This window comes from Muriicola jejuensis (genome assembly GCF_010671595.1).
In the GTDB taxonomy this organism is placed as follows: domain Bacteria; phylum Bacteroidota; class Bacteroidia; order Flavobacteriales; family Flavobacteriaceae; genus Muriicola; species Muriicola jejuensis.
This window is the reverse complement of the sequence record NZ_JAABOP010000002.1, coordinates 530,205-544,612: the sequence shown is the minus strand read 5'-3', so window position 1 is coordinate 544,612 and position 14,408 is coordinate 530,205. Positions and strand designations below refer to the sequence as shown.

Here is a 14,408-nt window from a genome sequence, read left to right as displayed (position 1 = left end):
AATGGATGAATAAGCATATCAAAAAAGTAGCAGTCATCGGATCGGGCATCATGGGCAGCGGTATCGCCTGCCATTTTGCCAATATAGGCGTGGAGGTCCTTTTGCTGGACATCGTACCCCGCGAACTGAATGACAGGGAAAAAGCCAAAGGACTCACCCTGAAAGACCCGTCGGTACGCAATCGGCTGGTGAACGACTCCCTCACAGCGGCCCTGAAATCCAAACCTTCTCCTATTTACAACCAGGATTTTGCGAAAAGGATCACTACAGGTAACCTGGAAGACGACATCGCTAAAGTGGGTCAGGTAGACTGGATCATAGAGGTGGTGGTAGAGCGACTCGACATCAAGAAACAAGTGTTCGAAAACCTCGAAAAGTACCGCAAACCCGGGACACTTATCACCTCCAACACTTCCGGTATCCCCATACATTTTATGAGTGAGGGCCGGTCTGAGGATTTCCAACAGCATTTCTGCGGCACGCACTTTTTTAACCCCGCGAGGTATCTGAAACTCTTCGAGATCATTCCAGGTCCAAAGACCAAACCAGAGGTGTTGGAATTCCTCAATGGATACGGAGAACAGTTCCTCGGAAAAACTTCTGTGGTAGCTAAAGACACTCCGGCATTCATCGGGAACCGCATCGGTATTTTCAGTATCATGAGCCTGTTCCACGCGGTAAAGGAACTCGACCTTACCGTTGAGGAGGTCGACAAGCTGACGGGTCCGGTGATCGGCAGGCCGAAATCGGCTACTTTCCGTACTGTGGATGTGGTAGGTCTCGACACCCTGGTGCACGTGGCCAATGGCATCTATGACAACTGCCCGAAAGATGAACGCCATGAGTTGTTCAAGCTCCCCGAATTCATTAAGACCATGGCAGACAATAAGTGGTATGGGAGTAAGTCGGGCCAGGGATTTTACAAAAAAGTGAACGATCCCAAAGGGGGCAGTGAGATCCTGACCCTGGACCTGAACACCATGGAATACCGTTCCAAAAAGAGTGCAAAGTTCGCCACTCTGGAGCTGACCAAGACGGTGGATAAGGTGATCGACCGGTTTAAGATCCTCGTCGGGGGGAAAGATAAGGCTGGGGACTTCTACAGGAAGAGTTTCGGGGTGTTGTTCGCATACGTGACCCACAGGATCCCCGAGATCTCCGATGAGCTGTACAAGATCGATGACGCCATGAAAGCAGGGTTTGGCTGGGAACACGGACCCTTCCAGATATGGGACGCCATAGGCCTGGACAAAGGACTCGAACTCATTAAGGCGGAAGGTCAGAAAGCGGCCCCCTGGGTAAATGAGATGAAGTCGGCCGGTATCTCTTCCTTCTACTCCGTAAAGGAAGGCGCCACTTACTATTACGACATTCAGAAAAAAGCTATGGAAAAGGTGCCCGGACAGGACGCCTTTATCATCCTGGACAACATACGCAAAACCAAAGAGGTCTTCCGCAACAGCGGGGTGGTCATCGAAGACCTCGGCGACGGTATCCTCAATGTGGAGTTCCAGTCCAAGATGAACACCATAGGAGGGGACGTGCTGGCCGGTCTCAACAAGGGGATCGACCTGGCCGAAAAAGATTTCCAGGGGCTGGTGGTCGGAAACCAGGCCGCCAATTTCTCCGTGGGAGCGAACATAGGAATGATCTTCATGATGGCGGTCGAGCAGGAATACGACGAGCTCAACATGGCTATAAAAATGTTCCAGGATACCATGATGCGCATGCGGTACTCCTCCATCCCCACTGTGGCAGCGCCCCACGGTATGTGCCTGGGCGGAGGGTGTGAGCTCTCCCTTCACGCAGACAAAGTAGTGGCTGCGGCTGAGACCTATATCGGACTCGTGGAATTCGGTGTTGGAGTGATCCCGGGAGGTGGGGGGTCCAAGGAAATGGCACTGAGGGCCTCTGACACGTTCCGCAAGAACGATGTGGAACTCAACGTCCTTCAGGAATACTTCCTGACCATAGGGATGGCCAAGGTAAGTACTTCTGCTTATGAGGCCTATGACCTGGGTATCCTGCAAAAAGGAAAGGATGTCGTCGTGGTTAACAAGGACCGGCAGATCGCTACCGCTAAGGCCTATGCCAAGCTTATGGCCGAAGCCGGATACACCCAGCCCATCCGAAGGACAGATGTAAAAGTCCTGGGGAAACAGGCCCTGGGTATGTTCCTGGTAGGGACGGATTCCATGGAGGCCGGACACTATATATCAGAGCATGACAAAAAGATCGCTGACAAGCTGGCCTATGTGATGGCAGGTGGAGACCTTTCAGAAACGAGTTACGTGAGCGAGCAATACCTGCTCGACCTGGAACGGGAAGCCTTCCTGTCGCTCTGCACGGAAAGAAAGACCCTGGAGAGGATTCAGCATATGTTAAAAACCGGTAAACCCCTTAGAAACTAGACATGAAGACAGCATATATCGTAAAAGCATACCGCACAGCCGTCGGAAAAGCCCCAAGGGGTTTGTTCCGCTTTAAGCGCCCTGATGAACTGGCCGCTGAGACCATTGAGTACCTGATGAAGGAAGTGCCCCAGCTAGACAAAAAGAGGATCGATGACGTGATCGTAGGAAATGCGATGCCCGAGGCAGAACAGGGGTTGAACATGGCTCGCCTCATCTCCCTGATGGGGTTGAAGATCGAGGATGTTCCCGGGGTCACCGTAAACCGGTACTGCGCTTCTGGCCTGGAGACCATAGGGATAGCTACTGCCAAGATCCAGGCAGGGATGGCTGATTGCATCATAGCCGGGGGAGCCGAAAGCATGAGTTACATCCCGATGGGAGGGTACAAGCCTACTCCCGACTATTCGGTAGCCAAGGAGGGGAATGAAGACTACTACTGGGGAATGGGTCTTACCGCAGAGGCGGTAGCCAAGCAATTTAAGGTGTCCCGCGAAGACCAGGATGAATTTGCATACCATTCCCATATGAAGGCCCTGAAAGCCCAGAAGGAAGGCAAGTTCGAAGATCAGATCGTGTCCATTGAAGTGGAACACACCTTTGTAAACGCCAAGGGTAAAAAGGAAAGTACCACCTACACCGTCAAAGAGGATGAAGGGCCGAGGGCCGATACGTCCCTGGAGGTTCTGGCGAAACTGAAACCGGTATTTGCCGCCGGGGGAAGCGTCACCGCCGGGAATTCTTCACAGATGAGTGACGGTGCCGCCTTTGTCCTGGTAATGAGTGAAGCAATGGTAAAGGAACTCAACCTGGAACCCATCGCCCGCCTGGTGAATTACGCCGCTGCCGGGGTGGAACCCAGGATCATGGGGATCGGTCCGGTCAAAGCCGTACCCAAAGCCCTGAAGCAGGCTGGGATGAAACAGTCCGAGCTCGAGCTCATCGAACTCAATGAGGCCTTTGCTTCCCAGTCGCTCGCCGTGATCAGGGAACTCGACATGAACCCTGAAATCGTCAACGTCAACGGTGGGGCTATTGCCCTGGGACATCCGCTGGGATGTACCGGAGCCAAATTATCCGTCCAGCTCTTTGACGAGATGCGCAAAAGGAAGATGAAAGGAAAACACGGCCTGGTTACCATGTGCGTGGGAACGGGACAGGGCGCCGCCGGGATCTTTGAATTCTTAAATTAGAACACCTTCAAATTATATACGACCATGAGTACTGAAACATTGAAAAAAGATATTCTCAGGGGAGGACAGTTCCTCGTCAAAGAAACCCAGTGCGAGGATGTTTTCACCCTCGAGGACCTCAACGAGGAACAAAGGATGATGCGCGAGAGCACCAAAGAATTCGTAGAAAGGGAAATTTGGGCCCATTGGGAGCGTTTTGAAAAAAAAGACTACGCCTTTACCGAGGAGTGCATGCGAAAAGCAGGAGAACTGGGCTTCCTGAGCATTGCAGTGCCTGAAGCCTATGGCGGTATGGGAATGGGCTTTGTCTCCACCATGCTCGTATGCGACTATATCTCGGGGGCTACGGGGTCCTTCAGCACGGCCTTCGGAGCCCATACCGGGATAGGTACTCTGCCCATCACCCTGTACGGAACGGAAGAACAAAAGCAAAAATACGTTCCCAAACTGGCCACCGGTGAGTGGTTTGGGGCGTACTGCCTTACAGAGCCGGGAGCCGGGTCTGATGCCAATTCAGGCAAGACTAAGGCAGTGCTTTCCGCAGACAAGAAGTATTACAGTATCACCGGACAAAAGATGTGGATCTCCAATGCCGGGTTCTGCAACCTCTTTATCGTCTTTGCGCGTATTGAAGACGACAAGAACATAACCGGGTTTATCGTAGAGAACGACCCCAAGAACGGGATCTCTCTAGGGGAAGAAGAAAAGAAGCTGGGTATACACTCCTCCTCTACCCGCCAGGTATTCTTTAACGAGACCAAAGTACCCGTGGAAAATATGCTCTCAGAAAGGGGCAACGGCTTCAAGATCGCGATGAATGCACTAAACGTGGGGCGTATCAAGCTGGCTGCGGCATGTCTGGAGGCACAACGCCGGGTCACCACGGAAGCGGTGAAATATGCAAATGAGCGCATACAGTTCAAAACACCCATCGTGAATTTCGGGGCCATCAAGGCCAAGATCGCACAGATGTCTATCAATGTCTATGCCGGAGAATCTGCCTGTTACCGCGCTGCAAAAAACATAGAGGACAGGATCGCCATTCGCGTGGCAGAGGGAAATAGCCACCAGGAAGCAGAACTCAAGGGCGTAGAGGAATACGCCATCGAATGCTCTATCCTGAAGGTAGCCGTTTCTGAGGATGTTCAGAACACGACGGATGAAGGAATTCAGATCTTCGGGGGGATGGGCTTCAGCGCAGACACCCCTATGGAGAAGGCCTGGAGGGATGCTCGTATCGCGAGGATATACGAAGGGACCAACGAGATCAACCGTATGCTCGCAGTTGGAATGCTCGTAAAAAAGGCCATGAAGGGCCATGTGGACCTCCTCGGTCCGGCGACAGCCGTCGGGGAAGAACTCATGGGCATCCCCTCCTTCGAGACCCCTGATTTTTCGGAGTTGTTCGCAGAGGAAAAAGATCTGATCGCCCGACTCAAAAAAGTATTCCTGATGGTAGCGGGCAGCGCCGTACAAAAATTCGGCCCGGACCTGGAATCACACCAGCAAGTGCTTCTGGCCGCAGCGGATATCCTTATCGAAATCTATATGGCCGAATCGACCCTGCTCAGGACCGAGAAGAATGCCAAACGGGAGGGTGAGGCGGCCCAGGAGATTCAGATCGCCATGACGCGGCTTTACTTATACGAGGCGGTCGACCTGGTGATCAAAAAAGGGAAAGAAGCCATCGTTTCCTTTGCTGAAGGGGATGAGCAGCGAATGATGCTCATGGGATTAAAACGGTATACCAAGTACACCAATCCCCCCAACGTGGTCGCCCTGAGGAACAAGATCGCAGATAAGGTCGCAGCAGACAATCGCTACACCTTTGACGGATAGTTTCGAGCTACCATATGAGAAAAGAAAAAACCGCCCAGCAGGGCGGTTTTATTTTGTAGTAAACCCAAGGTTACTTCAGAAAGCTGTATTTCTTTGAATAGGATAGCATCTGTTCCTCGAAGGTCTCCGGCCATTCGAGTTTGAAATCCACGATGTCCTCTTCCGTGTTCTCTACCGGAACGATTCCCGGATTTACAAAACCGCTATAGGGAGGCGTTTTAAAGGCCGAGTTCCTTTGGAGTACTTCTGCGTGCAGCTCCTGGTCTACCTTTACACCATAGCCCTCTACCAGATCCTGTGCCGCCTTAAAATCCCCTTCCGATTTGATCCTCTGGGTTTCCTTCAGCAGCTGGCCAAACAGTTCCCTCAGTCTGGCATAATCGTTAATGTGGTAATAGGTCTTTCCATCCCTGACCACCTTTTCAACCACATTGTCTGCCTGTCCTTTCTCAAAGACCCAGGCAGAGACCCACTGGCGGTTTACCATGTGGTCTTCCTCCACATCATCTCCCAGTTCGATCCGGATCAGCTGCGTGACCAGCCCATTTCGGATATATCGGTCGTAGGCGGTCTTGCCCAGTTCCTCCCAGTTATCGGTAAGGCCGAGCTCCTGTAGTTTGGGGTCCATCAGGTAATAGAGCCCCACCAGGTCGGCCCTCCCCTCTTCCATGGTAGAGGCGTAGTTCTTCAGGGTCTCCTTGGGCTGGCCAACGCCCTCGTTCAGCTGGCCGGATGCGTGTCCTACTACCTCGTGGAGTGCAGTCAGGAGTTTTGAGGCCGATGTCCCATATTTCTCCTCCCGGGCGATCTCTTCCTCATTAAAGGCGAATTCCTTTAACCTGCCGGCCTCCCCTGCGTTGTTATAGGCATCGATGATATTCCCCAGGGAGACCGATTTACTCCCGTGCTCCTGCCTGATCCAGTTGTTGTTGGGCAGGTTGACCCCGATGGGCGTGCTGGGGGAAGAATCTCCGGCTTCTCCGGCTACGTTCACCGTCTTATAGGAGATCCCCACAACGTTTTTCTTTTTGTGTTCCTCCATCAGGGGCGACTGGTCCTCGAACCACTGGGCGTTCTCCGAAAGTACCGCCATTTGTTTGGACATCTCAAAATCCTTGATCTGTACGATGGTCTCATAAGATCCTTTGTAGCCAAGGGGATCGTTGTACACCTCCACAAAGCCGGTGATCCAGTCGATATCTCCTTCCCGGGAATTGACCCAGGATATGGCGTATTCATCCCAGGTAGCCAGGCTGCCTGTCCTGTAGTATTCAATCAGCAATTCCAAAGTTTTGGCCTGCTGCTCGTTCTCAGCCAGACCCTTGGCCATCTCCAACCACTTGATCATCTCATCTATGGCCGAGCCGTACAGCCCTCCTGATTTGTACACCTCTTCCACGATCTTCCCGTCGCGCAGGACGAGCTTAGAATTCAGGCCCGTCTCTACAGGTCGTCCTTCCGGTCCTTTATCTGCCGTGGCATAAAAGGCCTGTACCTGAGCAGTGGTGATCCCCGGATCGTAGAAATTAACAGCAGATTCCGCTATATTGTCAATGCCTTTCTTCTTATTGACCTTCTTGGCATCCTGATCGTTGAAGATCACCTCAAAGGGTTCCCCGTTCAATTCCGTGCCCGTAGCCTTCAGCAACATGCTCAGAAATTCAGGTGAGAACCCCGGTTCCAACTTGTCATTGGAATAGTGGTGGTGGATACCGTTGGAGAACCACACCCTTTTTAAATAGGTCTCAAAGGCCTTCCAGTCTTCCGAAGACCGGTCCCCGTCAAATGAGGTGTATATCTTCTCCAGTGCCCTCCGGATATGGAGGTTATGCCTGTAGTTCTGGTCCCACATGATGTCACGGCCCGCCAGTCCGGCCTGGGTAAGTGCGTACACGAGTTTTTTCTGGTTGAAGCTCAGTTCGTCGAACCCGGGCACCTGATATCTCAGGACCTGGATATCGGCAAACCGGTCTACCAGGTATTCGAATGAGGCGGATTCCAACCCCTGAGGGGTTTCCTGGGTTTCTTTATCCGCGCAGGACCAAAAAAGCCCAATGGCCAGTATGGCAATCATTAATCTAGGTAATCTCATGATGTAATAGCTGTTTGTCGTTGATCCCCAAATGTAGAAATTTAGGAAGCAATTCCGGCCTTTTTCGAGGTCTTCTTAAAAAATTTCACACCTCCTTGAAGTTGAAATGACGCCTTAGGTCTACCTTTATCCCTGAATTCAAGATTTACCGGTTTATGAAGACTCCTGTTTTACAAAAGGTGTACGATCCGAACAGATTACGGCAGCAGGGACATGAACTGATCGACCTCATGGCCGATCACCTGCGTGCCACCCTGAGTGGATCGGCAGAAAAGGTGATCCATTACCAAAAGCCTGAAGACGAAAGGGATTTCTGGATGGAATTCTTCAAGGATCAATCGCGTTCCGATTTTTTCCCCCAGGTCTTAAAGCGCACTACCCATGTACATCATCCCAGATATATCGGGCACCAGGTCTGTGCCCCGGCACCCCAGGCAGCGCTGTGCGGGCTCGTGAGTTCCCTCCTCAACAACGGCATGGCCGTATACGAGATGGGGATGGCTCCCTCGGCCATGGAACGCATCATTACCGATCTGCTCGCTGAGAAAATAGGATTTGACGATAAGGCGCGGGGGCTATTGACCTCCGGGGGAACACTGGCCAATTTAACCGCCCTGCTGTCTGCCAGGAAAGCCAAGCTCGAGGAAGATGTATGGCTAAACGGCCATGGAAACAGGCTCGCGGTCATGGTCTCAGAGGAAGCGCACTACTGCATAGACCGGGCGGCCAGGATTATGGGGCTCGGTTCCGAAGGGATCATCAAAGTACCGGTCAGGCCGGATTTTTCCATGGACACTTCCGTATTGAATGCCTATTACGAAGACGCCAGGAAGAAAGGCTTGCAGGTTTTTGCCCTGGTTGGAAGTGCTCCCTCCACGGCGACAGGTGTGTACGACGACCTCCATACCCTCGCCGATTTCTGCTCAGAAAAGGGGATGTGGTTCCACGTCGATGCCGCCCATGGAGGAGCCGCGGTTTTTTCCAGGAAATACAAAGAGACGGTCAGAGGGATACATCGCGCAGACTCCGTCGTGATCGACGGGCATAAGATGATGCTGATGTCTACTATCACCACTGCCCTCCTCTTCAGGGAGGGGCATCATTCGCACACTACCTTCAGCCAGGAAGCTGAATACCTCCTGCAGCATTCGGAAGAAGAGGACTGGTTTAACCTGGCCAAACGCACCTTCGAATGCACCAAGACCATGATGAGCCTTCAATGGTTCCTGCTGTGGAAAACCTATGGGGAAGAACTCTTTGACGAGAATGTGACCGCCCTTTACGACCTGGGAAGGGTACTGGCCGGGATGATCGAAGCGGATCCGGCGCTCGAACTGGCCGTCAGGCCTCATTCCAACATCGTTTGCTTTCGCTATACCCAACAAGGTCTCAATGCTGCTGAACTCGATGAGATCAACAGAGGGATCAGGAAGGAATTACTTGAAGAAGGTGAATTTTACATTGTTCAGACCAGGATCAAAAAGGTGCAGTATCTCAGGTGTACCATCATGAACCCTTTTACCACTACCAGTGACCTGGAAGCCCTGCTGGCCCTGGTAAAGGAAAAAGGCAGAAGGATCACTGCATAGACTCCAGGACCCGCTGTTCCGTGGCCTTCTGGGAAAAGTTGATAGCACATTGTATCAGGGCCAGGTGAGAATACGCCTGGGGGAAGTTCCCGAGAAGCCGTTTGGTCTTGAAATCGATATCCTCACTGAAAAGACCGAGGTGGTTGCCGTAGCCCAGCACCTTGTCGAAAAGGGCCTGTGCCTTCTCCTCCTCCCCTATTTTGAACAGGCTGTTGATAAACCAAAAGGTGCAGATGGTGAAGGATGAAGAGGGCAATCCAAAGTCGTCCTTATTCTTATAACGATACAGCAATCCGTCATTGCTCAATTCCCTTTCTATGGCCTCTACCGTACTGATAAACCTGGGGTCCTTCGCCGGGATAAAGCCATAGTATTCCATCAGGAGGACGGAGGCATCCAGGTTCGGAGAGCCGTAGGATTGGGTAAAGGCCTTTTTTTCATCATTCCACGCATGGGTGAGGATGTCTTCCCGGATCTCCTGTTCCAGGGCATTCCATTTCTCTATCTTTCGGTTCTTGCGGAAGATCCTTGCCACCTTAATGGCGCGGTCGATGGCCACCCAGCATAACACCTTGGAAAAAGTAAAATGGCGGTCCTCTGTTCGGAATTCCCAGATCCCCTTGTCGGGTTCCCTCCAGTGCTTGGAGACGATCCAGACGATCCCTTTGGTGATCCCCCATAATTCTTCCCCGTTCTCCAGGTCCATGCTGAATTTGTTCAACTGGGCATAGAGCACATCCATCAGGATACCGTAGATGTCATTCTGTCTTTGCTGGTACGCTGCATTGCCCACCCTCACAGGCTTAGAGCCCTTGTAGCCGCTGAGGTGATCCAGGGTTTTCTCCGTGAGTTTTTTCTCCTTGTTGATCCCGTACATGATCTGCAACTTTTCGTCCTTATCCGGGATCAGGTCCACGATGAATTGAAGGTATCTCCTGGCCACATTGGTATGGCCCAGATCCGCCATGACCTTGATCACCATGGAGGCATCCCGTATCCAGCAGAAACGGTAATCCCAGTTCCGTACCTCCCCTATGGTCTCCGGCAAAGACGTAGTGGCGGCGGCCAGAACTGCCCCGGTCTTGTTGTAGGTGAGCAATTTCAGGGTGATGGCACTTCGGTTGATCTGTGCGTTGTATTTTTTGTAATTCGGGGTCTTATTACTCCAGTTTAGCCAGTATACCTTGGTCCTTTCCAGTTCGAGGTAAGTCTTCCTGGTGCTGGGCTGGAAGATCTTCTCATTGTAAGCCAGCAGGAAGTACCCATCCTCTGAGACCTCTATCTCCCGGCCTTCCACCACCGCATTCTTATTGAATGAGGTATAGAGGAATACCGTTTCGAACTTCTCTCCCTGAGTGAGGCTCACGACAAAATTCTTCTTAACATAGGTGTCCGTCCTGCCCATTGCGTAGGCCAGCCTGGGTTCGTACTGTGCCGTAAATTTAGGCCTGCCTGAAATGTGCTTGACAAAACGCACGATTTCCGGGGGTGCGTAGTACTGGGAGGGTCCTTTGACGTATCTGGGCATAAAATCGTGTACCTCAAAAACGTGGTCTCCCTCTTCAAATCTGGTGATGAGGATGGCCGTATGCTTCTTGTAGCGTTGCTTGATACTGTATTCAGGAGATACCTGTATCCCAAAGCTGCCCCCGATCTTGTCGTCGAGTAGTTTGGCAAACACCGAGGAGGAGTCGAATTCGGGCAGACAACACCATTCGATGGAGGCTGTCTTCGATACCAGGGCGGCGCTCCTGCAATTTCCTATAATTCCGTAATCTAAGTTGTCCATAAATAAGAATCCCGTAAAAATCCTGGTTTCATTGGATTTACGCTTCAATTTGCCGAAATTTAGAGAAATTAATAAGAAAAAAGGGCAAAAACACTCGATTTATGGCTAAAACTATCATTATCTCAAACAGATTGCCTGTTCAATTGCAGATTGACAACGGACGCATCAGCGCTATTCCTAGTGTGGGCGGACTGGCAACAGGGATGAAATCAGTGCACTCAGAAGGTGAGAGCCTGTGGATCGGGTGGAGCGGCCTCACGGAAGAAGAGATCCCGGAGGAGCTTGAAAAGGATATCGATTCTGCCCTGGCAAAGCACGGATCCTCAAAGGTAAAACTGACCTCTGCGGAAGTGGATGGCTTTTACTACGGGTTCAGCAATCGCACCATCTGGCCCCTCTTCCATTATTTCCTGGAATATTCCGAATTCGAACTCTCCAGCTGGGAGACCTATAAGGCGGTGAATCAGAAGTTTGCCGATGCTATTCTGGAACAGGCCGATGACGATGATATTATCTGGGTACACGACTATCAACTCATGCTCGTACCTCAGATGGTCCGGGAGAAACGGCCGGAGACCTCTATTGGTTTCTTCCTCCACATCCCATTCCCTTCTTTTGAGATCTTCCGGACCCTCCCCTGGAGGGAAGAGGTCCTGATGGGATTGCTTGGATCAGACCTCATCGGTTTTCACACCTACGATTACGAACGGCATTTCCTGAGTTCCATCAGGCGCATCCTCGGGCTGGAGGTCAGCTTTAACGATATCTACCTCGATGACCGCATCGTGAAGGTGGATTCCTTTCCCATGGGGATCGATTACGCAAAGTTCAGCCAGGCGGCAAAAAAGCACCGGGACCTGCCCAAAAAGGAGCAATCCGAATTGCAGAGCCGGCTCAACAAACACAAGGAATCCACTCCGGATGCCAAGTTCCTGCTTTCCATAGACCGGCTCGACTATTCCAAAGGGATCGCAAAACGGCTCAATGCGTATGAGTACTTTTTAAACAAATACCCCCAGTACAAGGAGAAGGTGCGCCTCATCATCCTGGCCGTGCCCTCCAGGAGCAATGTTCCCCAGTACCAGCTCCTCAAAAGGGAGATCGATGAGCTCGTGGGACGGATCAACGGGGAGCTGGCCACCGTAAGCTGGACTCCCATATGGTATTTCTACCGCTCAATGCCCTTCGAGAACCTCATCGACCTCTATACGTCTTGTGATATCGCCTGGTTGACCCCTATTCGGGACGGCATGAACCTCGTGGCCAAAGAGTATATCGCCACAAGAACGGACCGGTCCGGAGTCCTTATACTGAGCGAAATGGCTGGTTCGGCTAACGAGATGAATGAAGCTTTGCTCATCAACCCTAACAATTTCGAACAGATCGCAGATACCATTCACAAAGCGATACAAATGCCCGTAAAGGAACAAAAGGACAGGAATGAGGTCCTCCAGAAAAGGCTGGAGCGATACAACGTGGAAAAGTGGGCGAATGATTTTATGCGATCCCTGACGGATCAGCGCGACAAGGACCCGGCCTACGTCACCCGCAGGCTTTCGGTGGACCTCACCAACACCATCATGAAGGAATACCGGGGATCCGGGAAAAGACTTCTTTTCCTGGACTATGACGGCACCCTGGCAGGTTTCCACAACGATCCCCAAAAAGCATCTCCGGACGAGGATCTCTTCAGACTACTCGATTCACTGAACGCCTTACAGGATACCGATGTCTATCTGATCAGCGGCAGGGACAAGGAGACCTTCGGGCGCTGGTTCCTGAAAAAGAAATACAATATGATCGTCGAACACGGGGTATGGCTCTCAGAAGGAGGAGAGGATTTTGTGATGCTGGAGAACGTCAAAAAGGACTGGATGGAGAAGATATATCCCGTCCTGGAATCCTTTGTGGACCGAACTCCGGGGAGTTTTATTGAGCAGAAGAACTACTCCCTGGCCTGGCATTACCGGAATACGGACCCCGATTTTGGACAAAAGCGGGCCTCGGAACTCAATACCGTCCTCAGAAGTCTGATCGCCAATGATGACCTCAGTGTACTGAATGGGAACAAGGTTTTGGAGATAAAAAGCAGCAATGTGAACAAAGGAAGGGCGGCAATGCGTATTTTTACCCGTGAAGAGTACGATTTTGTCTTCGCGATCGGGGACGACTGGACCGATGAATTCATGTTTCAGGAACTGCCCGATTCCGCCGTCACTGTAAAAGTGGGCCGGCAGAAGACCCAGGCGAAATACTATCTAGACAGCATCAAAAATGTCCGTGATCTCCTCTCCCGTTTTACCGATAAGAAGGTCTGACCTCAACAGGTTCTGCCTTTTGGCCTTCATTACGGCCATACCGGCGCTGACCTTCCCCCAGGCAGATACAGAGGTCTTCCTCCTGAACCTCCGCGAAACCTCAGAGCAGGTAAATCCCGGTGAGGTCATAAACCTCTCTAACAATGCCGGTTATGACAATCAGCCTTCCTTTTATTCGAATGGGATGATCCTGTTCTCTTCCAACAGGAATGGACAGACGGATGTGGCCGTTTACACCCTATCCGATGGCAGCCTCACCTGGAAAACAAACACCCCGGGCGGAGGGGAATACTCCCCTTTAAGAATTCCGGAAAGCGAGGATTTCTCGGCGATTCGGCTCGATGAGGACGGCCATCAACGTCTGTACCGATACAACTGGGATACAGGAAAACCCAAAACTCTGGTCAAAGACCTCAAGGTGGGCTACCACGTCTGGTATAGCCCTGAAATACTGGTTTCTTCAGTCCTGGTAGAAGACCGTATGGACCTCGTTGTCTCCAACTTGAAGGACGGAACTAATTATACCTTCCAGAAAAATGTAGGCCGTTCCCTCCACCTCATTCCGGGCTCCGGATTGGTGAGCTTTGTGAACAAGGAGGATGGGAAACGCCAATTGAAATCCACAGACCCGGTCTCTGGTGCCACCCAGGTGATCACAGACCTGCCTCCGGGTGTGGAAGACGTTTGCTGGCTGAGCGATGGAACCATTTTGGCCGGTGTTGACCATACGATCCTGCAATTCAAACCGGGTAATTCTGAAACATGGAGTATTTTCCGGATCCTTCCCAAAGGAGAGATCTGTCGTATCACGAGAATAGCGCGTGATCCCTCCTCCGGGCTCCTGGCGATCGTAGGGGAGATCCCGGATAAAACAAAGGAAAAACCGTGAAGTTCCCCCACAATATAAATCGGGTAGAGGCCTTTAGTGACGGCGTATTTGCCTTCGCGGCCACTTTGATGGTGGTCAATCTGGACATGAATGACGGCCTTCAATGGTTTGGGGCAAAGGCTTCCGGACTTATCAGTTTTGGCGTCAGCTTTTTTGTCCTGGTGATCCTTTGGAAGATTCACTACAACTTCTTCAGACGGACATCATATATAGACGACTGGATCATTTTTTACAACGCCGTCCTCCTGTTCGTCGTACTGTACTATGTCTTCCCATAAAAATCCCTGA

General features: G+C 51.6%; 9 protein-coding genes. 7 read left to right on the top strand and 2 right to left on the bottom strand.

Going from position 1 to position 14,408, the window contains the following annotated elements; genetic code table 11:
- The first annotated feature begins 5 nt into the window (after positions 1-5).
- From GWK09_RS10505 to GWK09_RS10495, 3 genes are read left to right on the top strand one after another with little or no spacing between them, the layout of a single operon-like run.
- The gene (locus tag GWK09_RS10505) at positions 6-2,411 is read left to right on the top strand and encodes a 3-hydroxyacyl-CoA dehydrogenase/enoyl-CoA hydratase family protein (RefSeq protein ID WP_163693347.1); all 2,406 of its coding nucleotides are present in this window, start codon (positions 6-8) and stop codon (positions 2,409-2,411) included.
- Between the two features lie 2 nt (positions 2,412-2,413).
- On the top strand, positions 2,414-3,604 hold the full coding sequence (locus GWK09_RS10500; protein ID WP_163693346.1) for an acetyl-CoA C-acyltransferase: 1,191 nt from the start codon (positions 2,414-2,416) through the stop codon (positions 3,602-3,604).
- Positions 3,605-3,628: 24 nt separating this feature from the next.
- Positions 3,629-5,443 (top strand): acyl-CoA dehydrogenase family protein, encoded by a 1,815-nt coding sequence (locus GWK09_RS10495; RefSeq protein WP_163693345.1) that lies wholly within the window; start codon positions 3,629-3,631, stop codon positions 5,441-5,443.
- A gap of 70 nt (positions 5,444-5,513) precedes the next feature.
- Here the strand turns inward: GWK09_RS10495 and GWK09_RS10490 are convergent, their stop codons facing one another.
- Positions 5,514-7,535 (bottom strand): dipeptidyl-peptidase 3 family protein, encoded by a 2,022-nt coding sequence (locus GWK09_RS10490; protein WP_163693344.1) that lies wholly within the window; start codon positions 7,533-7,535, stop codon positions 5,514-5,516.
- A gap of 155 nt (positions 7,536-7,690) precedes the next feature.
- Here GWK09_RS10490 and GWK09_RS10485 point away from each other — a divergent pair, with 155 nt between their 5' ends.
- A complete protein-coding gene (locus tag GWK09_RS10485; protein WP_163693343.1) occupies positions 7,691-9,124 on the top strand; it encodes a pyridoxal phosphate-dependent decarboxylase family protein in 1,434 nt (477 codons plus the stop codon).
- On the opposite strand, the gene GWK09_RS10480 is transcribed toward GWK09_RS10485, so the two are convergent.
- On the bottom strand, positions 9,114-10,913 hold the full coding sequence (locus GWK09_RS10480; protein ID WP_163693342.1) for a glycoside hydrolase family 15 protein: 1,800 nt from the start codon (positions 10,911-10,913) through the stop codon (positions 9,114-9,116). The genes GWK09_RS10485 and GWK09_RS10480 overlap by 11 nt on opposite strands.
- Before the next feature lie 101 nt (positions 10,914-11,014).
- Between GWK09_RS10480 and GWK09_RS10475 the strand changes: the two genes are divergently transcribed.
- From GWK09_RS10475 to GWK09_RS10465, 3 genes are read left to right on the top strand one after another with little or no spacing between them, the layout of a single operon-like run.
- Entirely contained in the window at positions 11,015-13,231 is a 2,217-nt protein-coding gene (locus GWK09_RS10475) for a bifunctional alpha,alpha-trehalose-phosphate synthase (UDP-forming)/trehalose-phosphatase (protein WP_163693341.1), read from the top strand.
- Entirely contained in the window at positions 13,188-14,120 is a 933-nt protein-coding gene (locus GWK09_RS10470) for a TolB-like translocation protein (protein ID WP_163693340.1), read from the top strand. The genes GWK09_RS10475 and GWK09_RS10470 overlap by 44 nt, the downstream gene beginning before the upstream one ends.
- Positions 14,117-14,398 (top strand): TMEM175 family protein, encoded by a 282-nt coding sequence (locus GWK09_RS10465; protein ID WP_163693339.1) that lies wholly within the window; start codon positions 14,117-14,119, stop codon positions 14,396-14,398. Before GWK09_RS10470 ends, GWK09_RS10465 begins: the two co-directional genes overlap by 4 nt.
- Positions 14,399-14,408: the final 10 nt, after the last annotated feature.